Raw genomic sequence first — 23,639 nt, 5'->3', positions numbered from 1 at the left:
GTGGCGCCCGGGGGTCAGGGGGTCAGGCGGAGCGGCGACAGCTCATGCTCGTGACGCGGACGAAGTCCACGTGGCGACGGCGTACGAGCGAAGGCATGCGAACAGCGTACTGCGGCGGGCCGCCGCGGGGTGTGGTCCGCGTCACGCTCCCGGTCCTGGCTTGCGTGCTTTCCGGACTCTGGCCAAAACGGTGGGCGTACGCGAAGATCACCGCCACGCATGTCACGCGCATGCCAACCTTCCCGTCGCAGCACCCCATCGCAGGAGGATGTCCATGACTCCCCGCACCCGCCGCACCCGCCGCACCTCCCGCGGCCTGGCCGCCGCGATCGCCGTCGCCGGCACGGCCGCCGCCGCCCTGCTCCCGTCCCCGGGGGCCGCCGCGGCCGCGCTGCCGCAGGCCCGGGTCTTCATGGTGAACCCGGTGCAGTCCTCCGGCGACCAGTCCCTCGCCGACCACAAGGACGCGGCGAGCGACGTGCCCGCCTCCGCCTACGCCACCGTCACGCTGCGGAACCTCGACGCGAGCGGCGGCCTGTCCGGGAAGTGGGCCGCGGTCCGCTCCGAGACGGGCAAGCCCGCCACCGTCGCCGCCGCCGGCTCGTACGACCGCTCCGACGACCAGTTCGAGCAGGTCATGGCGTACTTCTGGGTCAACGAGGCGCAGGAGTACCTCCAGGGCCTCGGCTTCGGCACCGAGCTGCCCGGCGCGAACGACCGGGTGCAGCCGGTCCGCCTCAACCAGTGGGGCGCCGACAACTCCTTCTTCACCGACAAGAAGGACGAGATCCGCTTCGGCAAGGGCGGGGTCGACGACGCCGAGGACGCGGAGGTGATCGTCCACGAGTACGGCCACGCCGTCCACGACGCCCAGGTCCCCGGCTTCGGCACGAACGCCGAGTCCGGAGCGATCGGCGAGGCCTTCGGCGACTACCTGGCCGTCGAGGTCGGCACCAACGCGGCCGCGAAGTACGGCTGGCCGGTCAAGGCCGACACGGCCTGCGTCGGCGACTGGGACTCCACCGGCTACAGCGCGGCGCCGCACTGCCTCCGGCGGATCGACGGGACGAAGACGTACGCGGACCGGGAGGGCGAGGTCCACGCGGACGGCGAGATCTGGTCCCGTGCGCTCCTCGACATCCGCACCGCGCTCGGCGCCCGGACCGCCGACCGGATCATCGTCAACGCCCAGTTCGGCTTCGCACCCGACACGAGCTTCCGCGACGCGGCACTGACGACGGTCGCGACGGCGGAACGGATGTACGGCAAGAGCGCGGCGGCGGCGGTCCGGGACGCGTTCCGGGCGCGGGAGATCCCGGGGGTGTGATCCGGGTGCTCTGATCGCGGGGGGCTGCGGCGCGCTAAAGCGCCTCCGGCCCCCCGGTGATCTGCGGGTCGACCGGGCGTTCGAAGAAGGTCTCCAGGACCACCGTGGCCTGCGTCCCGCTGACTCCCTCGATGGCGTAGATCCGGCGCAGCACGTCCTGGAGCTGCTCGGTGGTCGCCGTCCTCACCTTCACGAGCACCGAGGCGCTGCCGGCGATTATGTGCGCCTCCAGGATCTCGGGGAGCGCGGCGAAGTCCCGCGCCGAATCGCCCATCCAGGCGGTCGAGTCGACCATCACGTAGGCGAGGACGGCGCCGCCCACCGCCGCCGGGTCCACGTCGACGGCGGTGCGCCGGATGACGCCGCGCTCCCGCAGCTTGCGCACGCGCTCGTGCGCGGCGCCGGCGGAGAGGCCGACGGCCTGGCCCAGGGCGGCGTAGGACTGGGTGGCGTCCTGCTGAAGCTGCGCCAGCAGGGCGCGATCTACGTGATCCACAACTCTCCATTCGCGATCTTCTTGCATTGACCGTAGCTCATCCTGCAATCTTCCCCATAGACCAGATCCTGTTCGGTACACGATGTGGGTGGGAAGGGACGGGCTCCATGACCAGCGAGCTCCCTGGGCTGTACGAGATGCTCGACGACCGGTTCCGTACCGGGCGGTGCATGAACGGCGACGACGCGCTGGAGGTCCTCTACACCGGCTGCCGCTGGGCCGAGGGGCCGATCTACGTGCCCGCCTGGCGGCAGGTGATCTGGAGCGACATCCCCAACGACCGGATGCTCCGCTGGGACGAGGAGACGGGCGCCGTCGCCGTCTTCCGCCGCTCCGCCGGGCACACCAACGGCAACACCCTCGACCGCGAGGGCCGGTTGATCACCTGCGAGCAGGGCAACCGCCGCGTGACCCGCACCGAACACGACGGCACCGTCACCGTGCTGGCGGACCGGTGGAACGGCAAGCGACTGAACAGCCCGAACGACGCGGCGGTGAAGTCCGACGGCTCGATCTGGTTCTCCGACCCGGACTTCGGCATCACCAGCGACTACGAGGGCTACCGCGCGGAGAGCGAGATCGGCGCCAACAACGTCTACCGCATCGACCCGGCCACCGGTGACGTGCGGCTGGTCGCCGACTGCTTCGCCGCGCCGAACGGGCTGGTCTTCTCGCACGACGAGCGGCAGCTGTTCGTGTCCGACACCCGGGCCGGCTTCATCCGGGTCTTCGACGTACGCGAGGACGGGACGCTGTCCGAGGGCAAGGTCTTCGCCGACGCGTCGACCCGCGAGAACGCCCGCTTCGACAACCTCCGCTTCGACGACGCCGGCCGGCTCTGGGCCGCCGCGATGAACGACGGGGTGCACTGCTACGACCCCGACGGCACCCTGATCGGACGGCTCAACGTCCCCGAGGCGGTCGCCAACATCTCCTGGGGCGGCGCCAAGCGCAACCGGCTCTTCATCACCGCGGAGACCAGCCTGTACTCGGTGGTCATGGGCGCCACGGGCACCCACCCGACGGGCCCGGGCCGCCGCCCCTGGCTGGACAGGCCCTAGGGGCTGGACAGGCCCTGGCTACCTGGCCCTCTAGCCCCTGACCCCTAGCCCCTGACTCCCTAGGGCCTCGGCCCCTACGCCAGCGCCTCGTTCACCAGCCGCGCCCACTGGGCCACGACCCGTTCCCGGCGGGCGCGGTCGTCCGTCAGGAGGGTGGCGAGGCCCAGGCCGCGGGCCATGTCGAGGAGGCCCTGGACCGTTTCGCGGACGCCCGGGCGGGACTCGTCGGCGCCCAGGAGCTCGACGGCGATCCGGTGGGACTCGCGGCCGACGCGGGCCTCCAGCTCGGTAACGCGGTCCCGGAGCTGGGCCTCGTCGGAGGCCGCGACCCAGAGGTGGAGCGCGGCCCGGAACAGCGGCCCGGTGTAGAGGTCGACGAGCGCCGCGACGGCCTCGTGGCGGTCACGGGACGGCAGGGCGCGCAGGGCCTGCGAGCGTTCCTCGGCGACGTACTCGACGGCCGCCGTGAAGAGGTCCTCGCGGGTCGGGAAGTGGTGCTGGGCCGCACCCCGGGAGACACCGGCCCGTTCGGCGACGACGGCGACGGTGGACCCCGCCCAGCCGCGCTCGGCCAGGCAGGCCACGGCGGCCTCCAGGAGCCGCTGCCGGGTGGCGCGGCTCCTGTCCTGCTTGGGTGCGGTCACAGCCGCCATTCCGGGTCCCGTCGTTCGAGGAAGGCCGTCATCCCTTCGCGCGCCTCGGCGGAGGCGAAGAGCGTGGCCGACCTCTGCACCAGGTCCTCCGCGTCGCGTTCGAAGGTTTCCAGGACTCTAGCGGTGACCAGCCGTTTCGCCTCCCGCAGGCCTTGCGGGGAGCCGGCGCGGAAGGCGTCGAGGATGCCGTCGAGTGCGGTGGCGGGGGCCGTGACCAGGCCCATGGCGATCGCCTCGGCGACGCCGAAGCGCTCCCCCGTCAGGTAGTAGCGGGCGGCGGCGCGCGGGTCGAGCTTCGGGAGGAGGGTGAGGGAGATGACCGCCGGCGCGACCCCGATCCGTACCTCGGTGAGTGCGAAGTCCGCGGCCTCCCCCGCGATCACGATGTCGCACGCGCCGAGCAGGCCGAGGCCGCCGGCCCTGGCGTGGCCCGTGACCAGGCCGACGACGGGTTTCGGCAGTTCGACGAGCTGGCGGAGCAGGTCCACGAAGGCGTACGGGCTGGCCGGGGCCTTCAGGTCGGCGCCCGCGCTGAAGGTGGTGCCGGTGTGGGTGAGGACCACCGCCCGGACCGCCGGGTCCTTGCCGCAGGCGGTGAGCGCGTCGGCGAGTTCGGTGACGAGGCGGGTGGAGAGGGCGTTGCGGGTGGCCGGGGAGTCGAGGGCGAGGGTGGTGATCCCGCGCTTTTCGGTGACGACGACCAGGGGCGTGGACGGGGTCATGCGCGGTCCCTCAATTCCCTGCGGAGGATCTTGCCGGACGCCGCCCGCGGGATGCTCTCGACGAACTCCACGCTGCGGACCTTCTTGTACGGGGCGACGCGTTCGGCGACGTACGCGACGACGTCCTCGGAGGTGAGGCCGGACGCGGTGTGGGTGGCGGGCTGGCGGACCACGTAGGCCTTGGGGATCTCCGTGCCCTCGGCGTCGGTGACGCCGATGACGGCGGCGTCGGCGATGCCGTCGTGCGTGAGGAGGAGGGCTTCGAGTTCGGCCGGGGCGACCTGGAAGCCCTTGTACTTGATGAGCTCCTTGACCCGGTCGACGACGAACAGCCAGCCGTCGTCGTCGACCCGCCCGATGTCGCCGGTGTGGAGCCAGCCCTCGCCGTCGACCATCGCGGCGGTGGCGTCGGGGCGGCCCAGGTACCCCTTCATGACCTGCGGTCCCCGGATGGCGACCTCGCCCGCCTCGCCCGGTGCGGCGTCCTGCGACGGGTCGTCGAGGGAGAGGATCCGCAGCTCGGTGGAGGGGAGCAGCTTGCCGACGGTGCCGGGCGGCGGGCTGGGGACGTCGAGCGGGGTGACGTGGGTGCCCGGGGAGAGCTCCGTCATGCCGTACGCCTGCCGGATGGGCGGCAGTCCGAGCCGGGCCGAGCAGGCCGCGGCGAGGGCCGCGTCGAGCGGGGCGGCGGAGCTGACGATGTACTCCAGGGAGGAGAGGTCGTAGGCGGCGACGGCCGGGTGCTTGGCGAGGGCGAGGACGATCGGCGGAGCCACGTACAGGCCGTTGATGCGGTGCTTCTGGATCGCGCCGAGGAAGGTGTCGAGGTCGAAGCGGGGCAGGACGACGACGGTGGCGCCCTGGCGGAGCGGGGCGTTCATGAGGGCCGTCAGGCCGTAGATGTGGAAGAAGGGGAGGACCGCGAGGATGCGGTCGCCCGGGCCCATCGGGACCAGCGGGGACAGCTGGGCCAGGTTGGTGGCGATCGACGTGTGGGTGAGCATGACGCCCTTGGGGACGCCGGTGGTGCCGGAGGAGTACGGGAGGGCCGCGATGTCCTCGTCGGGGTCGATCGGGTGATCCGGGACCGGTCCGGTGGCGGCCAGGAAGGACTGGAGCGAGCGGACGCCCTCCGTCTCGGCCTGGTCGCAGACGAATATCTCCTCGATGCCGCCCGCGAGTTCGGCCGCGGCGCGGGCCGCGGGGAGCAGCGGTGACACGGTGACGATCCAGCGCGCGGACGAGTCCCGGAGCTGCTTCGCGAACTCCTCGGGCGTGGCGAGCGGGTGGACGGTGGTGACGGAGGCGCCGGCGCGGGTGGCGGCGTAGAACGCGATCGGGAAGAGCACGGTGTTGGGGCTGTGCAGGGCGAGCACGTCGCCCTTGCGGAGTCCCGCTTCGGCGAGGCCGGCGGCGACGAGCCGGTGGAAGGCGTCGACCTGGGCGTACGTGAGGGTCAGCGCCCCGTCCCCGCCGGCCCCGTCGATCAGGGCCGGGGCGTCGCCGAACTCCGCGGCGCGGCCGAGCACGGCGTCGTGGATGGCGAGGGAGACGGTCGGAACGTCCTCGTACGCGCTGTGGAACACCATGCGAGCCCCCTGAGAGGTGGGAGGGAGAGGTGGAAGGCGAGCGCCAGGATCGCTGGTACCGGTGCGACTTGGGGAGACCCTGTCAGGACCCGGAAGAACAATCAAGCACGCATGCATGATTTTGCGGGCGTGATCGCGGGGCGGGGATCGCGATCGCGGGGCGCGGGCGCGGGTGGTGATCGCGGGGCGCTTGCGCAGGGCGCTTGCGCAGGGCGTGATTCCGCGCGGTGAACGGGAAGCGAAAGGTTTCCGGCGCCACCCCGCACGGGACGCCCGAAAACACCCCTTCCTCCCCAGTCCGAACTCCTGGGCGCATCAAGGAAGTTGCCGGAAAAAGAACGCCGTATGACCCCACGATCCTGCATACCGGGACAGGTACGGACCAAGTCACCCCGATGTGTGATCATGGATTCAGCCCGGTGAACCAGGTGCACAGCGTCGTGTGCTGGACCTTTCGATCCACGACCAACTGGAGCCTCCCCATGGCTGCTTCGGCCTTACTCACCCCTCCCGACACCGCCCCGCGAGCGGCCCTCCACGACACCGTCGTCGTGATCCCGGCCCGCAACGAGGAGGCGGAGATCCTCTCCTCCCTGGAGTCCCTCGCGACCCAGACCCGGCGGCCCGACCTGATCGTGGTCGTCGTCAACAACTCGACGGACGGCACCGAACGGGCCGCCCTCGACTTCGCCGCCCGGCCCGGCAACCCGCCGACCCGCGTCCTGAACCTCCCCGACAACCCGCACAAGAAGGCCGGCGCCCTCAACCACGCGCTCGCCCGGCTCGGCGCGGAGACCGGACGGCTCAGCGACACCGCGCGGTACGTCCTCGTCATGGACGCCGACACCAGCCTCCACCCCGAGTTCGTCGCCCGCGCCCGCCACGTCATGGAGTCCGACCCGACCCTCGGCGGCGTCAGCGCCACCTGCTACGGCAGGACCGGACTGTGGGCGAACCCCTGGCAGCGCTTCCTGACCGGCATGCAGATCATCGAGTACGGCCGGTACGCCCACACCCGGGCGCGCCGCGGCGTGCACACCATGGCGGGCGCCGGGTCCTTCTACCGCGCCACCGCCCTCCAGGAACTCATCGACGCCCGCGACGAGGTCTTCTGGCAGCACAGCGGCAACCTCGTCGAGGACTACGAGACCACGCTCGCCCTGAAGGAGGCGGGCTGGCGCGTGACCGCCAACCAATACGTCGTCGCCTACACGGACTTGATGCCCCGCCTCGGTGACCTCGTGCGCCAGCGCGAACGCTGGGTCCGCGGCACCCTCGACATCATGCGGCAGCGCGGCTGGACCCGGCACACCCGGCTCTCCATCGTCCAGTACGTGCTCGGCCTGCTCGGCTTCGCCTACAGCTTCGCCTGGATGTCCGTCTGGGTGAGCGAGGCCGTGGCGAGCGGCGAGGGCGCCGGCGATCCGCTCTGGCTGATCATCCTGCTCGCCTCGTCCCTCTTCTCCGCCGTCCGGGTCGCCCCCCTGGGCTGGAAGGCCATGCTGACCTGCGCCCTCCTCCTTCCGGAGCTGGTGTTCCAGCTCATCCGCACGTACTGGATGGGCACCTCGCTCTGGCGCTCCTACACCGCGAGGACCGCGACATGGGCCTGACCCGCAGCCTCGCCGACCTCGGCCCCTTCGCCCTCGCCGGCCTCACCGTCAGCCTCTCCATCCTCCTCTTCACCCTGGTCTGCTACCTCGCCGCCTTCCCCCGCCGCCGCCGCGACGCGCGCGCGATCCGTGGCTCGTCCACACCCCGCTGACCCACGAGCCTGCCCCGGGCTCCCGGGACCGGTGACTCCCGGCAGGAAAGGGGGGCCGAGACTGCCGTGCGCGGGCAGTGCGGTGGGGCGGGCGTAGGCGCGACTGTGCCTCCATGCGAACGAGCTTCAAGGTCCATGCCGCGCTCGCGGGCGGGCTGAGCGCACTGATGCTGCTGGTGGCGGCGCTGACTTTGCTGCCGGGGCGGCTTCCGCTGCCTTCGCCCCGGACCCTGGCGGCAGTCGGCTTCGCTTCCCTCTTCCCGGTAATCGGCACCGCCGTCCTCCGTGGGATGGCGAGCGGGGCCGACCGCAGCCGCCAGTGGTCGGCCTTCCGCTGCCTGCCCAGCCGGGTACAGCTGACAGCCGGGGTGCTGTTCGGGGCCGGGATGCTGGTGAGTTTCGTCGCGATCACCGTGGGCGAAGGAAGTCTCCAGGACCCCGAGGCCCGCGACGGCCGCCACTACGCCTTCGATACGGCCCGGGGGCACCGCGGCACCGTGGAGATCGGAGCCGAGGAGTACGCGGAGTTACGCGAGAGCACCCAAGGTGCCGCCCTGGCGATCCCCGGGACCATGCTCGCCGGAGCGGCGATCATGGTCCTCATCTGCGGGGAACTGCGGCGAGCGGACGATGCCGTGGCCGGCGGCGGCGTGGACTGACGTCACCGGGCGCCCGTGCGCGCCGCGCGGCGGTCCAGCGCGGACTGTCCGCGGGCCAGCCACCGCACCGGCCAGTGGAGCAGCACGGCGAGGCACAGCAGCCAGCCGGCGGCGTGGACCGACCAGACGCCGGCCATCGTCGGGCCGCCCCAGGCCTGGTGGTAGTCGGTGTCCAGGTACCAGATCGGGTAGCCGAGGTTGCGGACCGTGTTGAACAGCGCGTACCCGACGAGTGCGAAGGCCGCCGCGTCCAGCGGCAGCCCGAGCACGGCCCGGCCGAGCACCCGGCTGCCGGTCCAGCCATCGGCACCGGTCCCGGCCCCGGTCATGCCGCCGGTCCCGTCGTGCGTCAGCCGGTTCCTCAGGCGGGCGGCCTGGTCACGCTGCCCCGTCAGGGTCAGCGCGACCGCCGCCAGGCCGCACGGGAGGGCGAGGAACGCGCGCGCGGCGGTACGGACAGGGGTTCTGGCGGTCGGGGACATCTCGGGCTCCTCACCCTCGCTGGGCTGACGTCCCGCACTCTCCTGCCCCCACGGTGCCGCCGTCGTCGCACCGTGGAGCCAGATCCGCGCTCATACCTCAGTACGACTTGGGCAGCCCCAGGGTGTGGCTCGACACGTAGTTGAGGATCATCTCGCGGCTGACCGGGGCTATCCGGGCCACGCGCGCGGCGGTGACCAGCCGGGCCAGGCCGAACTCCTTGGTGAGGCCGTTGCCGCCGAGGGTGTGGACGGCCGTGTCGACGGCCTTCACACAGGCCTCGGCGGCGGCGTACTTGGCCATGTTGGCGGCCTCGCCCGCGCCGACGTCGTCGCCCGCGTCGTAGAGCTTCGCCGCCTTCTGCATCATCAGGCGGGCGAGTTCGAGTTCGATGTGGGCCTGGGCGAGGGGGTGGGCGATGGCCTGGTGGGCGCCGATGGGGGCCTTCCAGACCTGGCGCTCCTTCGCGTACGCCACCGCCCGCTCCAGCGCGTGGCGGCCCATGCCGATCGCGAACGCGGCCGTCATGATCCGCTCGGGGTTGAGGCCGGCGAAGAGCTGGAGGAGCCCCGCGTCCTCGTCGCCGACGAGGGCGTCCGCCGGGAGGTGGACGTCGTCGAGGGTGAGCTCGAACTGCTTCTCGTCGGCGGCGAGTTCCATCTCGATGTGCCGGCGGCCGAAGCCCGGCGCGTCACGCGGGACGATGAAGAGGCAGGGCTTGAGGTTGCCCGTCCGGGCGTCCGACGTGCGGCCGACGATGAGCGTGGCGTCGGCGATGTCGACGCCCGAGACGAAGACCTTCCGGCCGTTGAGGACCCAGCCGTCCTCGGTGCGGGTGGCGGTGGTCGTGATGCGGTGCGAGTTGGAACCCGCGTCGGGCTCGGTGATGCCGAAGGCCATCGTCCGGGAGCCGTCGGCGAGGCCGGGAAGCCAGGTCCGCTTCTGCTCCTCCGTGCCGAAGCGGGCGATCACGGTGCCGCAGATGGCGGGCGAGACGACCATCATCAGGAGCGGGGCCCCGGCGGCGCCCGTCTCCTCCAGGACGATCGACAGCTCGGCGATGCCGCCGCCCCCGCCGCCGTACTCCTCGGGAAGGTTCACGCCCAGGTAGCCGAGCTTCCCGGCCTCCGCCCACAGGGCGGCCCGGTCGAAGCCGGTGCCGTGACGGCGGCCGAGGGCGGAGACGGCGGCGCGGAGTTCGGTGTGTTCCTGCGGCTCGATGTCGGTGCTCATACGGGGTCTTCCTCCGTTGCTTCGGTCTGTACGACGGCGAGCAGGGCGCCGACCTCGACCTGGCGGCCGGGGGCGGCGTGGAGCGCGGTGAGCGTGCCGGAGGCGGGAGCGGTGACGCGGTGCTCCATCTTCATGGCCTCCAGCCAGAGCAGGGGCTGTCCGGCGGTGACCCGGTCGCCGACGGCGAGGCCGTCCGCGACCCTGACGACGGTGCCGGGCATGGGGGCGAGCAGGGAGCCGGGGGCGGTCTGCTCGCTCGGGTCGGTGAAGCGGGGGCGGACGGCCAGCCGGTGGGGGCCCGAGTGGACGGCGCCGTCGCCGTACGCGTCGATCGTGAAGTCCCTGACGACTCCCGCTACTTCGAGCCGTACGCGGCCGGGGGACGCCGCCACGACCCGTACCCCCTCGGGGGCCGTGACCTCGAAGCCGCCGGACCTCGTCGGCCGGTAGCGGACCTCGTGCTCCCCGTACGTCCTCGTCTCGTCCTGGGAGCGGAGGTTGCGCCAACCACCGCCGAACCTGGACCTGTTCGCGGCGGCTGCGGCGAGGGCGGCGGCGACGGCCGCGTACCGCTCGCCCTCCGGGGCGGTGGTCAGGGCGGGCAGGTTGCGGTCGTAGAAGCCGGTGTCGAGCGCGTCCGGGGAGGCGTACTCGGGGTGGCGGAGGGACGCCACGAGCAGGCCCCGGTTGGTGGCGGGGCCGTGGATCCGGGCCCGCTCCAGGGTGTGGGCGAGCTTGCGGGCGGCCTCGGCGCGGGTGGGGGCGTGGACGACGATCTTGGCGAGCATCGGGTCGTAGTGGATGCCGACGCCGTCGCCGGAGACGTACCCGGTGTCGACCCGGACGCGGCCCTCGCGGGGGATCTCGAAGCGGTGCAGGAGACCCGTCTGGGGCGCCCACTCCCGGGCCGGGTCCTCCGCGTAGAGGCGGGCCTCGATCGCGTGGCCGTGCGGGGCCGGCGGCTCGGGGGGCAGCTCCCGGCCCTCCGCCACGGCGAGCTGGAGGGCGACGAGGTCGACGCCGTACACCTCCTCCGTCACCGGGTGCTCGACCTGGAGCCGGGTGTTCATCTCCAGGAAGTGCGCCCGGCCGTCCGCCACCAGGAACTCGACCGTGCCCGCGCCGACGTACCCGACGGCCTTCGCCGCGCGGACGGCCGTGTCCAGGAGGGAGGCCTCCAGGGCGGCCGGCAGGCCGGGCGCCGGGGCCTCCTCGATCACCTTCTGGTGCCGGCGCTGGAGGGAGCAGTCGCGGGTGCCGAGCGCCCAGACCGTGCCGTGGGTGTCGCAGAGGAGCTGCACCTCGACGTGCCGGCCGTTCTCCACGTACGGCTCGACGAAGACCTCGCCGTCACCGAAGGCGCTCGCCGCCTCGGCGGACGCCGCCCTCAACTCCTCTGGGAGGGAGGCGAGTTCTCTGACGATCCGCATGCCCCGGCCGCCGCCGCCCGCCGCCGCCTTCACGAGGACGGGGAGGTCGGACGCCGTGACGTCGGTCAGGGGCTCGACACCCAGGAGTTCCTTCGCCCGGGTCTTCGAGGCCATCGCCTCGATCGCCTCCGGCGGCGGACCGATCCAGAGCAGGCCCGCGTCGGTCACGGCCCGCGCGAAGGCGGCGTTCTCGGAGAGGAAGCCGTAGCCGGGGTGGACGGCGTCGGCGCCCGCCGCGAGCGCCGCCTTCACGATCAGGTCGCCGCGCAGGTACGTCTCCGAGGGCGCCGCCCCCGGCAGCCGTACGGCCGTGTCGGCCTCCCGGACGTGCAGGGCGTCGGCGTCCGCGTCCGAGTACACGGCGACCGTGGAGATGCCCAGCTCACGGCAGGTGCGGAAGACACGGCAGGCGATCTCGCCACGGTTCGCGACGAGGAGGGAGGTGATCAAGGTGTGCCTCGCATGAGGAGGGAGGTGATCAAGGTGTGCCTCACATTCGGAAGACGCCGAAGCCGCCGCGCGCGCCCTCGACCGGTGCCGTGTGGATCGCGGAGAGGCACAGCCCGAGGACCGTGCGGGTGTCGCGGGGGTCGATGACCCCGTCGTCGTACAGCCGCCCCGAGAGGAACATCGGGAGGGACTCCGACTCGATCTGCGCCTCGACGAGCGCGCGGAGACCGGCGTCGGCCTCGTCGTCGTACGGCTGCCCCTTCGCCACTGCGGAAGCCCGCGCCACGATCGACAGGACACCGGCGAGCTGCTGCGGGCCCATGACGGCGGACTTCGCGCTCGGCCAGGCGAAGAGGAAGCGGGGGTCGTACGCCCGGCCGCACATGCCGTAGTGCCCGGCGCCGTACGACGCGCCCATGAGGACGGACAGGTGGGGGACGCGCGAGTTCGCGACCGCGTTGATCATCATCGCGCCGTGCTTGATGATGCCGCCCTGCTCGTACTCCTTGCCGACCATGTAGCCGGTGGTGTTGTGGAGGAAGAGCAGCGGGATGTCGCGCTGGTTGGCGAGCTGGATGAACTGCGCCGCCTTCTGCGACTCGGCGGAGAACAGCACGCCCTGCGCGTTGGCGAGGATGCCGACCGGGTAGCCGTGCAGGGACGCCCATCCGGTGGTGAGCGAGGTCCCGTACAGCGGCTTGAACTCGTCGAAGTCGGAGCCGTCGACGATCCGGGCGATCACCTCGCGCGGGTCGAAGGGGGTCTTGAGGTCGCCGGGGACGATCCCGAGGAGTTCGTCCTCTTCGTACTTCGGGGGCGTCGCGAGCGGCGGATCGGCCTGCGCCTTGCGGTGGTTGAGGCGGGCGACGATCCGGCGGGCCTGCCGGAGCGCGTCCGCCTCGTCGACGGCGTAGTGGTCGGCGAGGCCCGACGTCCGGGCGTGCATCTCGGCGCCGCCGAGGGACTCGTCGTCGCTCTCCTCCCCCGTCGCCATCTTCACGAGCGGCGGACCGCCGAGGAAGACCTTCGACCGCTCCTTGATCATCACGGTGTGGTCGGACATGCCGGGGACGTACGCGCCGCCGGCCGTCGAGTTGCCGAAGACGACCGCGACGGTGGGGATGCCGGCGGCCGAGAGGCGCGTGAGGTCGCGGAAGAGCGCCCCGCCGGGGATGAAGATCTCCTTCTGGGAGGGCAGGTCGGCGCCGCCCGACTCGACGAGCGAGACGACGGGCAGCCGGTTGGCGAACGCGATCTCGTTGGCCCGCAGGGCCTTCTTCAGCGTCCACGGGTTGGAGGCACCGCCGCGCACGGTCGGGTCGTTGGCCGTGATCAGGCACTCGACGCCCTCGATGACACCGATGCCGGTGACGAGCGAGGCGCCCACCTGGTAGTCGCTGCCCCAGGCGGCGAGCGGCGACAGTTCGAGGAACGGCGAGTCGGGGTCGACGAGCAGCTCGATGCGCTCGCGGGCGAGGAGCTTGCCGCGCCCCCGGTGCCGGGCCGTGTACTTCTCGCCGCCGCCCGCGAGGGCCTTGGCGTGCTCGGCTTCGAGGGCGGTCAGCTTGTCGAGCATCGCGGCGCGGTGCTCTCGGTACTCGGGTCCGCCGGTGTCGAGGGCGGAGGCGAGGACGGTCACAGGAGTACCTCCGGTATGTCCAGGTGCCGGGAGCGGAGCCACTCGCCGAGGGCCTTGGCCTGGGGGTCGAAACGGGCCTGGGAGGCGACGCCCTCGCCGAGGATTCCGGCGACGGTGAAGTTCAGGGCCCTGAGGTGCGGGAGGACGTGCCGCTCGACGGGCAGGCCGGCGGTCTCCGGGAGGAGTTCGCGGAACGTCTCGACGGTGAGCGCGTGCGCGAGCCAGCGCCACTCCTCCTCCGTGCGGACCCACACCCCGACGTTGGCGTCGCCGCCCTTGTCGCCGCTGCGGGCGCCGGCGATCCGGCCGAGGGGGGCGCGACGCGTGGAGTCGCACGGGAGGGGCGGGGGGAGGTCGGGGACGGGGAGCAGGTCCGCGCTGTTCGGCGGGACGGGGACGGGGAGCAGGTCCGCGCTGTTCGGCGGGACGGGGACGGGGGCGGCCACGGCGGTGGGGACGGGGACGCGGGTGCCGTCCGGGAGGACGGCCGTGTGCGGGACGTCGGCGGCGGGGACGTACGCGGTCCCGAAGACGCCGTAGGGGGCGCCCCTCCCGGGGGGCGCGGTGACGTGGAAGCCGGGGTAGCTCGCGAGGGCCAGTTCGATCGCGGCGCCGGTGAGGGTGCGGCCGACGGCCTCCGGGGACGGGTCGCGGACGACGAGGCGGAGCAGCGCGCTCGCCGTCTCCTCCGTGGCGGCGTCGGGCCGGTCGGTGCGGACCAGCTCCCAGCGGACCTCGGCGGGCCGGGAGCCGGCTCGCTCCAGGGCGTCCTCGGTCTGGTCGCGGACCAGCCGCGCCTTGGCCTCGACGTCGAGGCCGGTGAGGACGAACACGACCTCGTTGCGGAAGCCGCCGAGCCGGTTGAGGCCGACCTTGAGCGTGGGGGGCGGGGCCTCGCCCGTGACGCCGTGGATCCGGACGCGGTCGGGGCCGACCTGCGTGAGCCGTACGGTGTCGAGCCGGGCCGTCACGTCGGGGCCGGGGTAGCGGGCGCCGGCCGTCTCGTACAGCAGCTGGGCCGTGACCGTACCGACGTCGACGAGTCCGCCCGTACCGGCGTGCTTGGTGATGACGGCGCTGCCGTCGGCGTGGAGTTCGGCGAGCGGGAAGCCGGGGCGGCGCAGGGCGGCCGGGTCGTGCTCGGCGAAGAAGGCGTAGTTGCCGCCGGTGGCCTGGGTGCCGCACTCCAGGACGTGCCCGGCGACGACCGCGCCCGCCAGCCTGTCGTACTCCTCCGGGCCCCAGCCGAAGTGCCACTGTGCGGGCCCGGTGACGAGGGCGGCGTCGGTGACCCGGCCGGTGACGACGACATCGGCCCCGGCGGCGAGGCAGGCGGCGATACCGGCCCCGCCGAGGTAGGCGTTGGCCGTCAACACGCCGTCGGGTGACGGGAGTCGGTCGCCCTCGACGTGGGCGATCCGGGTCGGCAGGCCGAGCTTCGCGGCGAGGGCGCGCAGGGCCTCGGCGAGTCCTGCGGGGTTCAGGCCGCCCGCGTTGGCGACGATGCGGACCCCGCGCTCGTGCGCGAGGCCGAGGCCCTCCTCCATCTGGCGCAGGAAGGTCTTCGCGTACCCGGCGGACGGGTCCTTGAGCTGGTCGCGGCCGAGGATGAGCATGGTCAGCTCGGCGAGGTAGTCGCCGGTGAGGACGTCGAGTTCGCCGCCGGTGAGCATCTCGCGGACGGCGTCGAAGCGGTCGCCGTAGAAACCGGAGGCGTTGCCGATACGGAGGACCACTACGCCTCCCGGGGCGTGCGGCCGGTGCCCGCCGGGCCCGCGAAGGCCTGGGCGATGCCGAGCCAGCGCTCGGCGTCGGGGCCGTGCGCGACGAGGGCGGTGTCGTCGCGGTGGACGCGCTGCGTGACGAGGAGGCAGAAGTCGAGGGCGGGGCCGGTGACGGTCTGGGCCGCGCCCTCGGGGCCGTACGCCCACACCTCCCCGTCGACTCCGACGAGTTCGACGCGGAAGGGCTCGGCGGGTGCCGGGACGCCCCGCACCAGGAAGGCGTAGTCGCGGGCGCGGACGCCGATCCAGGCGACGTGCCGGAGCCGGGCGGTGGGCACGCGGACGGCCCCGAGGGCGTCGGCGACGTCCTGGCCGTGCGCCCAGGTCTCCATGAGCCGGGCGGTGGCCATGGCCGGGGCGCTCATCGGCGGCCCGTACCAGGGGAATCGGGCACCGGGCGGGACCGCGCGGAGGGCCTCCTGGAGGCGCTCGCGGCCCGCGCGCCAGGCGGCGAGGAGCTCGGCGGGCGGCAGCTTCGCGCCCTCCTCCGCGCCCTCGTCGACGAAGCGGTCGGGCGCGGCGAGGGCCTTCCCGGCCTCGACGGCGAAGGCCTCGGGGTCGGTGGCGGCGAGGAGGGCCGCCCGGTCGGTCCAGGCGAGGTGGGCGATCTGGTGGGCAAGGGTCCAGCCGGGCGCGGGGGTCGGCGCACCCCACTGCTCCACGCTCAATTCGCTGACGAGGACGTCGAGTTCCTCGCTCTCCTCGCGCAGATCGTCGAGGACGACGGCGGGATCGGACACGGTGCGCTCCCCTCGGGACACGGCCACGGCGCGGCGACGGTACGACGGCGGCGCGGCGACGGCACGGCGATGACACGACGACGGCACGACGGCGTGCCCCGGAGCATGGCAGCGAACCAGAAAACAATCAAGCATGCTTGCTTTGATTGATGCGAACGGCGGTGACGTACAGGCCTGCCAACGGCGGGTCATCCTTCAGAGGTACGGCGGGCCGCGCGGCGGACGACTCGGGAACGACCCCGAATCCTGCCTGATGGGGCCGAGAACCCGACCGACCCGCTCCTAGCGTGGAGGGCATGTCGTCACTGCTCGCCTTCGCCGTCAAGGACTTCCGGTCCCAGCTCCGCCAACTGGTCCTCACGGGCGCCGCCGTCGCCGTCGGCGTCGCCTTCCTGGTCCTGTCCGTCGGCGGCGCCGGAGCGCTCGTCCAGTCGTACGAGCAGTCCGCCGCCGCCGACATCGGCACGGCACCCGTCCAGGTCGTCGCCCCCGAGACGGACGCCATGCCCGCCGGAGCGGCGGCGAAGGCGGCACGGCTGCCCGGAGTCGTCGAGGTCGGCGAACGGCTCGTCGGCCACGCCAACGTCCTGCTGCCCTCCGGGCGCCCCCTCGACGACCGCGCCCTCGTCACCTCCGTCGCCGCCGACCCCGCGCTGCGCTGGCAGCGCCTCGACAGCGGCCAATGGCCGAAAGCGCCGGGCGAAGCCGTCCTCGACACCGACACCGCGCGCCGCGTCGGAGCGGCGCCCGGCGACACCGTACGGCTGACGAAGGCCGCCGGCGGCACCGCCGACGTCCGGCTCACCGGGCTCCTCGACACCTCCGCGTCCCAGGCGCTCGGCTCACAGCCGGCGATCGGCGTGCCGTACGCGGAGACCCGGACGTACGCGACGGGGATCCGCACCACCCACCTCGACATCGACCTGGCGCCCGGCACGCCGGCCGGTGCCACGACCACCGCCGCCAAGAAGGCGATCGGCGGCGGAGTCACCGCCTACACCCACGCCGGGGCCGTCGAGAACGCCGTGCGGAGCGCCCGGACGATCTACGCCGTCGTCCTCACCGCCGCGCTCTCGTTCGTCCTCATCGCCATGGCCGTGGCCCGCATGGTCGTCACCAACACCTTCTCCGTCGTCCTCGCCCAGCGCGCCCGCCAACTCGCCCTGCTGCGCTGCATCGGCGCCGACCGCGAGCAGGTCCGCCGGGTCATCCGCCGCCAAGGGCTGCTGCTCGGCGTCCTCGCCTCCACCGCCGGCCTCGCCGCCGGCGCGGGCGCCTGCCTCCTCGGCACCGCCCTCCTGAACGGCTTCGGGGGCCTCGGCCCCATCGAGGTCTCGCTGCTTCCCGGCCGGCTCACCTTCCTCCTCGCCGGGCTGTTCGGCGTCCTGCTCACCCTGTGGGCCGTCCGCAAGCCCGCCCGGGCCGCCGCAGCCGTCCCGCCCGTGACCGCGCTCGCCGCGAGCGGCGCCGCGCAGCTCCCCGAGCCCGGCAGCCGCCCCCTGCGCGAAGCCGTCTCCGTCCTGTTCCTCGTCACCGGCGCGGGACTGCTCGCACTCGGCGCGTTCGGCGGCTCGCCCCTCGCACTGCTCGCCGTGACGCTCGGCGCGATCCTCACCTTCTTCGGCGTCCTCCGTTACGCCCGCCACCTGCTGCCGCCGCTGGTCGGCCTCCTCGGCCGGGGCCTGCGCCGCCCCTTCGGCACCACCGGGAAGCTCGCCGTGCAGCAGCTCCGCGCCAACGCGGCCAGGACCGGGGCCGCCGCCTCCGCGATGCTCGTCGGCGTGACCGTCGCCGTCTCCGCGGTGACCGCCATCGGGGTCGCGAGCGGCGGCCTGGAGACGATGCTCGCGAACCGCACGCCGGCCGTCTTCAGCCTGCTCGGGGAGTCCGGAGGGAAGGAGGAGTCCGTACCCGCCGGCGCGCTCGCCGCCCTCCGCGAGCGGCCCGAACTGACCACCACCCCGGTCCGTACGGCCACCCTCACCGTCGACGGCCGCAGCACCGTGATCGCCGCCGCCGACCCGACCCGCCTCAACCCGGCGGCGGAGGGCGTCGCGGCGGCCCGCGCCCTGAAGGACGGAGAGGCACTGACGCTGGTGAAGGAAGGCACCGTGACGGTGCAGGGCGCGGCGACGGCGAAGGACACCACCCCGACGAGGGACGCCGACACGGCTAAGGGCACCGGCACGGCTAAGGGCACCACCACGGCGAAGGGCACCGCCACAGCTAAGGGCACCACCCTCGCCGCCCACCGGTCCACGCTGCCCATGGACCTCGCCCCCGAGGCCACCGTGTACGTCACCCCCGCCACGCTCGACCGGCTCGCACCCGGCGCCGCCATCGTCGCCACCGTCCTCGTCGACCCGGCCGCCGGCACCGACCACGCCACCGCCCGCGCCGCCATCGACCAGGCCCTCGCCGCCCACCCGGACCTCCGGGTCGCCGACGCCACCGCCGACGCCCGGCTCGTCCGGGGCATGCTGGACCGGCTGATGGTCGTCGTGACCGTACTGCTCGGCTTCTCGATGGCCATCGCCGCGCTCGGCGTCGCCGCCACCCTGATGCTCACCGTCGAGGAACGCACCCGCGAGTTCGGCATGCTCCGCGCGGTCGGCCTCGCGGGCGAGCAGCTCCGCCGGATGCTCACCCTGGAGTCCGTCCTCCTGGCCCTCTCCGGCGCGCTCGCCGGTACGGTCCTCGGCCTCGTCTACGGCACGCTCGCCGCCCGCTCCGTCCTCACCTCGGTCTCCCCGCTGGAGATCCTCGCCCACTCGGGCGGTACGGCCCTGACGGTCCTCGGCATCCTGGCGGCCACCCTCCTCACCGGCATCGCCGCCTCGGCCCTCCCGGCCCGCCGGGTGCGCCGCCTGGTGGTGGTGGACGCACTCCAGTCGACGTCGTGACCGTACGACGTCGTGACCGTACGACCCCACGATCCGCGCTCGCGATCGCGATCGCGGCACCGCACCGCACCGCACACGACGGACCACTGCCGAACTCCGCACCCTTCTGCAACACTTGACCGGTACCACTTCGCACGACCACGGGGGTCCCATGAGCATGGACATCGAACTCGCCGACCTGCTCGCCTCGTTGCGCTCCGAGATCAGCCGCGCCCGGCTGGAAGCGGCGAACGAGGACGTGAGGTTCCGTATCGACTCCATCGACCTGGAGCTCCAGGTGTCCGTGGAGAAGTCCGCCGAGGCCAACGCCGGCATGAAGTTCTGGGTGGTCTCGCTCGGCGGCAAGGCCGGCGCGAAGAGCGGCCAGACGCACACCGTCCGGATGACGCTCTCCGCCGAGGAAGCGGCGACCGGCCAGAAAGTCCGCACCGGCGACGACGTGACCGACCTCCTCGGCCTCGGCTGAGCAGCCCGTGACCGTACCCGACACGGCCCGCGTGGCCGAGGTCGTCGTCACGGGGAACGGCACGGCCGAGTACGGCTCCGGTTACCGCATCGCCCACCGGCTCGTCCTCACCGTGGACCACCTCTTCGGCCCGGACCCCGACCCCGGCACGTGCACCGTCCGCCTCGGCGGCGGCGACACCGCACTGTCCGCGACACCCGTGTGGCGCGGCAAGAACGGCCGGGACCTCGCCCTGTTACGCCTCGACGACGCCCCCGCCGACACCGTCCAGCCGGTGTCCTTCGGCGCCCTGCCGCCCGGCGCCGGCAGCGTGCCCTTCATCGGGATCGGCTTCCCCGCCTTCGCGACCCGCCCCGAGGAACCCGGCGTCACGGGCCTGCGGCGGCGGGACAGCCGCCAGGCCGAGGGGTTCGTCCTGCTGGGCTCCAACCTCAAGTCGAGGCTGCTCGACCTCCAGTACACGACGACCGCGCCCCGCCCGCCCGGCGGCGGCGACCCCGACCCCTGGCGGGGCATGTCCGGCGCCGCGTTCCTCACCCCCACCGGCGGTCTCCTCATCGGCGTACAGGCGCACCGGCTGCCCGCCGCCGGCATCGCCGGCGCCGAGGCCGAGCCCATCGCCGACGCCCTCGACGACCCGGACCTCTGCCGCCAACTCGCCCTGGGCGGCGTGCGGTACGAACCCCGGCCCGTCGCCCTCGGCGACGAACCGCCCGAACCGGAACCGCTGCTGCGCGCGGTCATCCCCCAGCACGAACTCGTCAGCGGCTTCGGTGACTTCAAGAAGAACCTCACCTCCGAACAGCTCTCCTTCGTCTCCCCCGGACCCGACCACCCGGCCGAGCCCGCCAACCTCTTCGTGCGGCTCGTCGGCTCGGGCGACCGGGGCGTCCTGCTCGTGGGCGCCGCCGGCACGGGCAAGACCCGGGCCGGCATCGAGGTGGGCCGGATCGCCCTCGAAGCGGGCTGGCGCGTCCTGCACGTCCTGCCGGGCGAGGACAGCTCCGTCACCGACGTCATCGCCGAGCAGGTCTGCGCGGAGCAGACCCCGGCGCTCGTCGTCGTCGACTACCTCAACGAGTCGCAGCTCGACCTCCCGGCACTGCGGCACCGGCTCATCCCGGAGGCCCGCCGCCGCGACATCCCCGTCGCGCTCCTCGCGTCCGTACGCCCCGGCTGGCTGCGGAAGGCGAACCGGGGGCAGCTGCACGACCTGTTCGACGAGGTGGAGCTGCGCCAGGACGACGACTTCCAGAAACAGGTCGCCGACAACGCCCTGCGCACACTCGCCCCGGCGGCGACGGAGCGGTACGGCATCGCCCGGATGCGGGAGATCTGCGGCCACCGCCCGATCGTCGCGCTGCTCGTCGCCCGCGAGGTGGAGCGGCGCTTCACCTCGGGCCTGGGCCTGCCCGAGCCCACGGGGCTGCGCGAGGGCGGGGAGATCCCCCGCTGGCTGAAGAGCCGCCTCGGCGAGGACGACCTGGCCGTACCGGGCCGCGAACACGCCTTCGTCCCCGTACGTGCCTCCCACTCCCTCGTCGCCGCCGCCGCGGCCACGGCCGCGTGCCCGCAGGCACGCGAGGACGTGACGGCAGCGGCCCGCGCGGCGCTGAGCGCGCTGGGGGCGCAGGGGATGGCGGGGGTGCAGGGGATGCCTGGGATGCCTGGGGTACCTGCGACTCCCGGCGGGCCCGCAGCGCCCGGGGGCGCCACGGCAGCGCACGCGGTCATGCCGCACGCCGTCATGCCGCACGCCCCAGGCCCGTACCCCCAAGGCCCGCACGCCGCCGCCCCGTACACCGCCGTGCCGCAAGCCCCCACCCCGTACACCCCGACCCCGCACGCCCCGGTCCCGCACGCCCCGACCCCATTCACCGCCACCCCGCACGCCCCCGCCCCATACGCCCCCGCCCCCCACACCGCCTCCCCCCACACCGTCGTGCCGCGCGCCGAGGACGTGGTCGCCACCCTCCTCTCCCTCGGCTGGCTGGAGACCGACCCCGACGGCACGCTGTCCGTCGCCCACGACCTCGTCACCGACCAGCTCGTCGAGTCCGTCCTCCTCCCCGAGCGGGACGAGGCGCCGGACACCGACGGCGCCCACGCCCTGCTCGCCGGATGCCTCGTGAGCCCCCGCGCGGTGGGCCGCGCCGCGCTCAACCTCGGGCGGGTCGTCAACGACCTCGCGCTCGCGGACCGTTCGGGCCCGGTCTCCGCCGTACTGAACGCCTGGTTCACCCAGCACGCCACCACCCTCGGCGCCGTCCTGCGGCAGGACGCCGGCATCGGCAGCTACGCCCTCGGCGCGGTCTGCTCCGGCGCGCCCTGGTCCATCTCGGCCGTCCAGTGCTGGTCGCAGGTCGTCAGCCCCTGGCTCGCGGACTTCGGCAGCCGCATCGCCGCCCGGCACCTGCTCTACCGGGGCCTCCACCACCTCCCCGAGGAGGGTGCCCGGCTGCTGCTGCCCACGGTGTGGTCGTGGCTGGCACGGCACGGCGAGCTCGGGCAGGCGAGTTTCGTCCTGGCCCCGGTGCTGCACCGCCCCGGACTCGACACCGACGAGACGGGCCAGGCGGTCTCCGCCGCCCTGACCTGGCTCGCCCTCCATGCCGCCGTGCAGGAGGCGCAGTTCGTCCTCCACCCGCTGCTGTCCCGCACCGACCTCGACGCCGGCGAGGCGGAGAAGGCGGTCGCCGCCGCCCTGACCTGGCTGGAGAAGCACACCGCCACCCAGGAGGCCGGCTTCGTCCTCGAACCGCTGCTGTCCCGCACCGACCTCGCCCCGGTCGCGGCGAAGGAGGCGGTCGCGGCGGCCCTCACGTGGCTCCGCCGGTACACCACGGCATCGGAGGCGCGGTTCGTCCTCCACCCGCTGCTGTCCCGCACGGACCTCGACCCCGGTACGGCGGCGAAGGAGGCGATCGCGGCGACGCTCACCTGGCTCGCCGAGCACGCCGCCGGCCAGGAGGCCCGCTTCGTCATCAACCGTCTCCAGGCCCGCACCGACCTGGACGCGGACGCGACCGAGAAGGCCATCGCCGCCGCCCTCGCCTGGCTCGAACGGCACACCGACACCCACGACGCCGACTTCGTCCTCAAGCTCCTGCTGGCCCGCACGGACCTCGACCCGGAGGTGGCGGAGAAGGCCGTCGCCTCCGCACGGACCTGGCTCGCGTCCAACCACACCAACGAGGACGCCGACTTCGTCCTCGGCTCGCTCCTCAAGCAACTGCCGCGCGGCGGAACTCCCCCCGAGATACGGGAGATGGTCGACACGTGGGTGGGCCTCCACACGCCGGAGCAGGACTTCACGTTCCTCAGCAAGTGGGTGCTGCGCCAGCGCCTGATGAGCCCGACGATCTACCGCGCCATGCTCCACTGGGCCCGCACCAACCTCGACAACGAGGACCTCGTCCCCCGCATGGCGGGGACCGCGTTCCAGGTGGGGCCGTACATCACGACGTGGGAAGAGGCCCGCGAGTGGCTCCGTACCGTCGAGCTCTGCCTCGACCACGCCGAGCAGCACGGGCCCCCGTCGAACGTCAACGGCGTGCTCGACGCCCTCGTCTCCACGCTGTCCCAGCAGTTCCGTACGGGAATCGGGGCGGCGTGGGCCGACGACTGCATCCGCAGGTGGATCGCGCTGCCGTTCGCCATGGACCCCACGGTCTTCCGCCACAACGACGGCATCGTCGGCCGCATTCACGCGCTGCTCATCGGCGGCGGGTACGACCCGGCGGAGCAGGCCCGAATCGTCGCGCGGCTCCGGACATGGGTGGCGGCCTGGCCGGTCCACGAGCGGAACACGGCGGCCCTCGCCTACATCGACGCCCACATGCTGCCGCCCCGCCCGGGCCCGCCGCCACCACACCCTCCGGCACCACGCCCGCCGGCACCACAGCCTCCGGCACCACAGCCTCCGGCGCCACAGCCTCCGGCGCCACGCGAGGGCGAACCCGCGCAGTCCGCCGGCTAGGCGAGGGCCCGGCGCGGACGCGGGACGAGCTCACCGCCGCAGTTGGGGCAGACGTCGTCCATGGCGTCGGCGCACGGCACGCAGAAGCTGCACTCGTACGTACAGATCCGGGCGGGCCCGTCCACGGTCAGGGTCGCCGTCTCGCAGCGCTCACAGCGGTCTCGCATCTCCAGGGCCATGGTCGGCTCCCCTCCTCGTACGTCCGGTGACACCCCTCATCCTCCGAGGCACCCCCGCACCCCCGAAACAGGCCGGAAGACAAA

19 protein-coding genes are annotated in these 23,639 nt (G+C 73.4%); 8 read left to right on the top strand and 11 right to left on the bottom strand.

Translation table 11 applies throughout. From position 1 onward, the window contains the following. The first annotated feature begins 274 nt into the window (after positions 1 to 274). On the top strand, positions 275 to 1,327 hold the full coding sequence (locus tag ACZ6K0_RS01585) for a M4 family metallopeptidase (RefSeq protein WP_376413579.1): 1,053 nt from the start codon (positions 275 to 277) through the stop codon (positions 1,325 to 1,327). A gap of 34 nt (positions 1,328 to 1,361) precedes the next feature. Here the strand turns inward: ACZ6K0_RS01585 and ACZ6K0_RS01580 are convergent, their stop codons facing one another. Continuing rightward, positions 1,362 to 1,823 (bottom strand): Lrp/AsnC family transcriptional regulator, encoded by a 462-nt coding sequence (locus ACZ6K0_RS01580; protein ID WP_376413581.1) that lies wholly within the window; start codon positions 1,821 to 1,823, stop codon positions 1,362 to 1,364. A 107-nt stretch (positions 1,824 to 1,930) separates the two neighbouring features. On the opposite strand from ACZ6K0_RS01580, the gene ACZ6K0_RS01575 reads away from it, so the two are divergent. Continuing rightward, entirely contained in the window at positions 1,931 to 2,884 is a 954-nt protein-coding gene (locus ACZ6K0_RS01575; RefSeq protein ID WP_376413583.1) for an SMP-30/gluconolactonase/LRE family protein, read from the top strand. Between the two features lie 74 nt (positions 2,885 to 2,958). On the opposite strand, the gene ACZ6K0_RS01570 is transcribed toward ACZ6K0_RS01575, so the two are convergent. From ACZ6K0_RS01570 to ACZ6K0_RS01560, 3 genes are read right to left on the bottom strand one after another with little or no spacing between them, the layout of a single operon-like run. Continuing rightward, positions 2,959 to 3,537, bottom strand: coding sequence for a TetR/AcrR family transcriptional regulator (locus ACZ6K0_RS01570; RefSeq protein ID WP_376396092.1), 579 nt, complete (start codon positions 3,535 to 3,537; stop codon positions 2,959 to 2,961). Further along, entirely contained in the window at positions 3,525 to 4,259 is a 735-nt protein-coding gene (locus ACZ6K0_RS01565; protein WP_469229155.1) for an enoyl-CoA hydratase family protein, read from the bottom strand. The genes ACZ6K0_RS01570 and ACZ6K0_RS01565 overlap by 13 nt, the downstream gene beginning before the upstream one ends. Continuing rightward, complete coding sequence (locus ACZ6K0_RS01560; RefSeq protein WP_469229153.1) at positions 4,256 to 5,848, bottom strand: AMP-binding protein; 1,593 nt, start codon at positions 5,846 to 5,848, stop codon at positions 4,256 to 4,258. The genes ACZ6K0_RS01565 and ACZ6K0_RS01560 overlap by 4 nt, the downstream gene beginning before the upstream one ends. A gap of 482 nt (positions 5,849 to 6,330) precedes the next feature. Between ACZ6K0_RS01560 and ACZ6K0_RS01555 the strand changes: the two genes are divergently transcribed. The 3 genes from ACZ6K0_RS01555 (at position 6,331) to ACZ6K0_RS01545 (ending at position 8,272) form a co-directional block, all read left to right on the top strand. Then, complete coding sequence (locus ACZ6K0_RS01555; RefSeq protein WP_376396083.1) at positions 6,331 to 7,461, top strand: glycosyltransferase family 2 protein; 1,131 nt, start codon at positions 6,331 to 6,333, stop codon at positions 7,459 to 7,461. Then, on the top strand, positions 7,452 to 7,613 hold the full coding sequence (locus tag ACZ6K0_RS01550; protein WP_376396080.1) for a hypothetical protein: 162 nt from the start codon (positions 7,452 to 7,454) through the stop codon (positions 7,611 to 7,613). The genes ACZ6K0_RS01555 and ACZ6K0_RS01550 overlap by 10 nt, the downstream gene beginning before the upstream one ends. Before the next feature lie 113 nt (positions 7,614 to 7,726). Further along, the gene (locus ACZ6K0_RS01545; RefSeq protein ID WP_376396078.1) at positions 7,727 to 8,272 is read left to right on the top strand and encodes a hypothetical protein; all 546 of its coding nucleotides are present in this window, start codon (positions 7,727 to 7,729) and stop codon (positions 8,270 to 8,272) included. Between the two features lie 2 nt (positions 8,273 to 8,274). On the opposite strand, the gene ACZ6K0_RS01540 is transcribed toward ACZ6K0_RS01545, so the two are convergent. From ACZ6K0_RS01540 to ACZ6K0_RS01515, 6 genes are all read right to left on the bottom strand, one after another. After that, positions 8,275 to 8,754: a hypothetical protein gene (locus ACZ6K0_RS01540; RefSeq protein WP_469229151.1), complete on the bottom strand. Its 480-nt coding sequence runs from the start codon at positions 8,752 to 8,754 to the stop codon at positions 8,275 to 8,277. A gap of 97 nt (positions 8,755 to 8,851) precedes the next feature. Continuing rightward, complete coding sequence (locus tag ACZ6K0_RS01535; RefSeq protein WP_469229149.1) at positions 8,852 to 9,985, bottom strand: acyl-CoA dehydrogenase family protein; 1,134 nt, start codon at positions 9,983 to 9,985, stop codon at positions 8,852 to 8,854. Continuing rightward, entirely contained in the window at positions 9,982 to 11,865 is a 1,884-nt protein-coding gene (locus tag ACZ6K0_RS01530; RefSeq protein WP_469229147.1) for an acetyl/propionyl/methylcrotonyl-CoA carboxylase subunit alpha, read from the bottom strand. Before ACZ6K0_RS01530 ends, ACZ6K0_RS01535 begins: the two co-directional genes overlap by 4 nt. A 40-nt stretch (positions 11,866 to 11,905) precedes the next feature. Then, on the bottom strand, positions 11,906 to 13,504 hold the full coding sequence (locus ACZ6K0_RS01525; RefSeq protein WP_469229145.1) for an acyl-CoA carboxylase subunit beta: 1,599 nt from the start codon (positions 13,502 to 13,504) through the stop codon (positions 11,906 to 11,908). After that, on the bottom strand, positions 13,501 to 15,240 hold the full coding sequence (locus tag ACZ6K0_RS01520; protein ID WP_469229144.1) for an acyclic terpene utilization AtuA family protein: 1,740 nt from the start codon (positions 15,238 to 15,240) through the stop codon (positions 13,501 to 13,503). Before ACZ6K0_RS01520 ends, ACZ6K0_RS01525 begins: the two co-directional genes overlap by 4 nt. Next, positions 15,240 to 16,028, bottom strand: a complete 789-nt coding sequence (locus ACZ6K0_RS01515) for a TIGR03084 family metal-binding protein (RefSeq protein WP_469229142.1) — start codon at positions 16,026 to 16,028, stop codon at positions 15,240 to 15,242. The genes ACZ6K0_RS01520 and ACZ6K0_RS01515 overlap by 1 nt, the downstream gene beginning before the upstream one ends. Before the next feature lie 296 nt (positions 16,029 to 16,324). Here ACZ6K0_RS01515 and ACZ6K0_RS01510 point away from each other — a divergent pair, with 296 nt between their 5' ends. The 3 genes from ACZ6K0_RS01510 (at position 16,325) to ACZ6K0_RS01500 (ending at position 23,376) form a co-directional block, all read left to right on the top strand. After that, entirely contained in the window at positions 16,325 to 18,931 is a 2,607-nt protein-coding gene (locus ACZ6K0_RS01510; protein WP_469229141.1) for an FtsX-like permease family protein, read from the top strand. Between the two features lie 151 nt (positions 18,932 to 19,082). Continuing rightward, positions 19,083 to 19,397 (top strand): trypco2 family protein, encoded by a 315-nt coding sequence (locus ACZ6K0_RS01505; protein WP_376396055.1) that lies wholly within the window; start codon positions 19,083 to 19,085, stop codon positions 19,395 to 19,397. A 7-nt stretch (positions 19,398 to 19,404) separates the two neighbouring features. Then, positions 19,405 to 23,376 (top strand): hypothetical protein, encoded by a 3,972-nt coding sequence (locus ACZ6K0_RS01500; RefSeq protein WP_469229138.1) that lies wholly within the window; start codon positions 19,405 to 19,407, stop codon positions 23,374 to 23,376. Here ACZ6K0_RS01500 and ACZ6K0_RS01495 read toward each other — a convergent pair. Beyond that, positions 23,373 to 23,555, bottom strand: coding sequence for a DUF1272 domain-containing protein (locus ACZ6K0_RS01495; protein ID WP_376396049.1), 183 nt, complete (start codon positions 23,553 to 23,555; stop codon positions 23,373 to 23,375). The two genes, ACZ6K0_RS01500 and ACZ6K0_RS01495, sit on opposite strands and share 4 nt — an antisense overlap. Positions 23,556 to 23,639 lie beyond the last annotated feature (84 nt).

The organism is Streptomyces sp. NPDC042346, from assembly GCF_055581845.1.
The sequence above is the reverse complement of the archived record's forward strand: the minus strand, read 5'-3'. Positions and strand labels throughout refer to the sequence as shown.

Bases quoted from the DNA above. Each gene is read 5' to 3' on its own strand.
- ACZ6K0_RS01570 (WP_376396092.1), bottom strand. From the start codon at position 3,537: ATGGCGGCTGTGACCGCACCCAAGCAGGACAGGAGCCGCGCCACCCGG.
- ACZ6K0_RS01555 (WP_376396083.1), top strand. From the start codon at position 6,331: ATGGCTGCTTCGGCCTTACTCACCCCTCCCGACACCGCCCCGCGAGCG.
- ACZ6K0_RS01540 (WP_469229151.1), bottom strand. From the start codon at position 8,754: ATGTCCCCGACCGCCAGAACCCCTGTCCGTACCGCCGCGCGCGCGTTC.
- ACZ6K0_RS01505 (WP_376396055.1), top strand. From the start codon at position 19,083: ATGAGCATGGACATCGAACTCGCCGACCTGCTCGCCTCGTTGCGCTCC.
- ACZ6K0_RS01535 (WP_469229149.1), bottom strand. From the start codon at position 9,985: ATGAGCACCGACATCGAGCCGCAGGAACACACCGAACTCCGCGCCGCC.
- ACZ6K0_RS01550 (WP_376396080.1), top strand. From the start codon at position 7,452: ATGGGCCTGACCCGCAGCCTCGCCGACCTCGGCCCCTTCGCCCTCGCC.
- ACZ6K0_RS01510 (WP_469229141.1), top strand. From the start codon at position 16,325: ATGTCGTCACTGCTCGCCTTCGCCGTCAAGGACTTCCGGTCCCAGCTC.
- ACZ6K0_RS01545 (WP_376396078.1), top strand. From the start codon at position 7,727: ATGCGAACGAGCTTCAAGGTCCATGCCGCGCTCGCGGGCGGGCTGAGC.
- ACZ6K0_RS01565 (WP_469229155.1), bottom strand. From the start codon at position 4,259: ATGACCCCGTCCACGCCCCTGGTCGTCGTCACCGAAAAGCGCGGGATC.
- ACZ6K0_RS01560 (WP_469229153.1), bottom strand. From the start codon at position 5,848: ATGGTGTTCCACAGCGCGTACGAGGACGTTCCGACCGTCTCCCTCGCC.
- ACZ6K0_RS01495 (WP_376396049.1), bottom strand. From the start codon at position 23,555: ATGGCCCTGGAGATGCGAGACCGCTGTGAGCGCTGCGAGACGGCGACC.
- ACZ6K0_RS01575 (WP_376413583.1), top strand. From the start codon at position 1,931: ATGACCAGCGAGCTCCCTGGGCTGTACGAGATGCTCGACGACCGGTTC.
- ACZ6K0_RS01585 (WP_376413579.1), top strand. From the start codon at position 275: ATGACTCCCCGCACCCGCCGCACCCGCCGCACCTCCCGCGGCCTGGCC.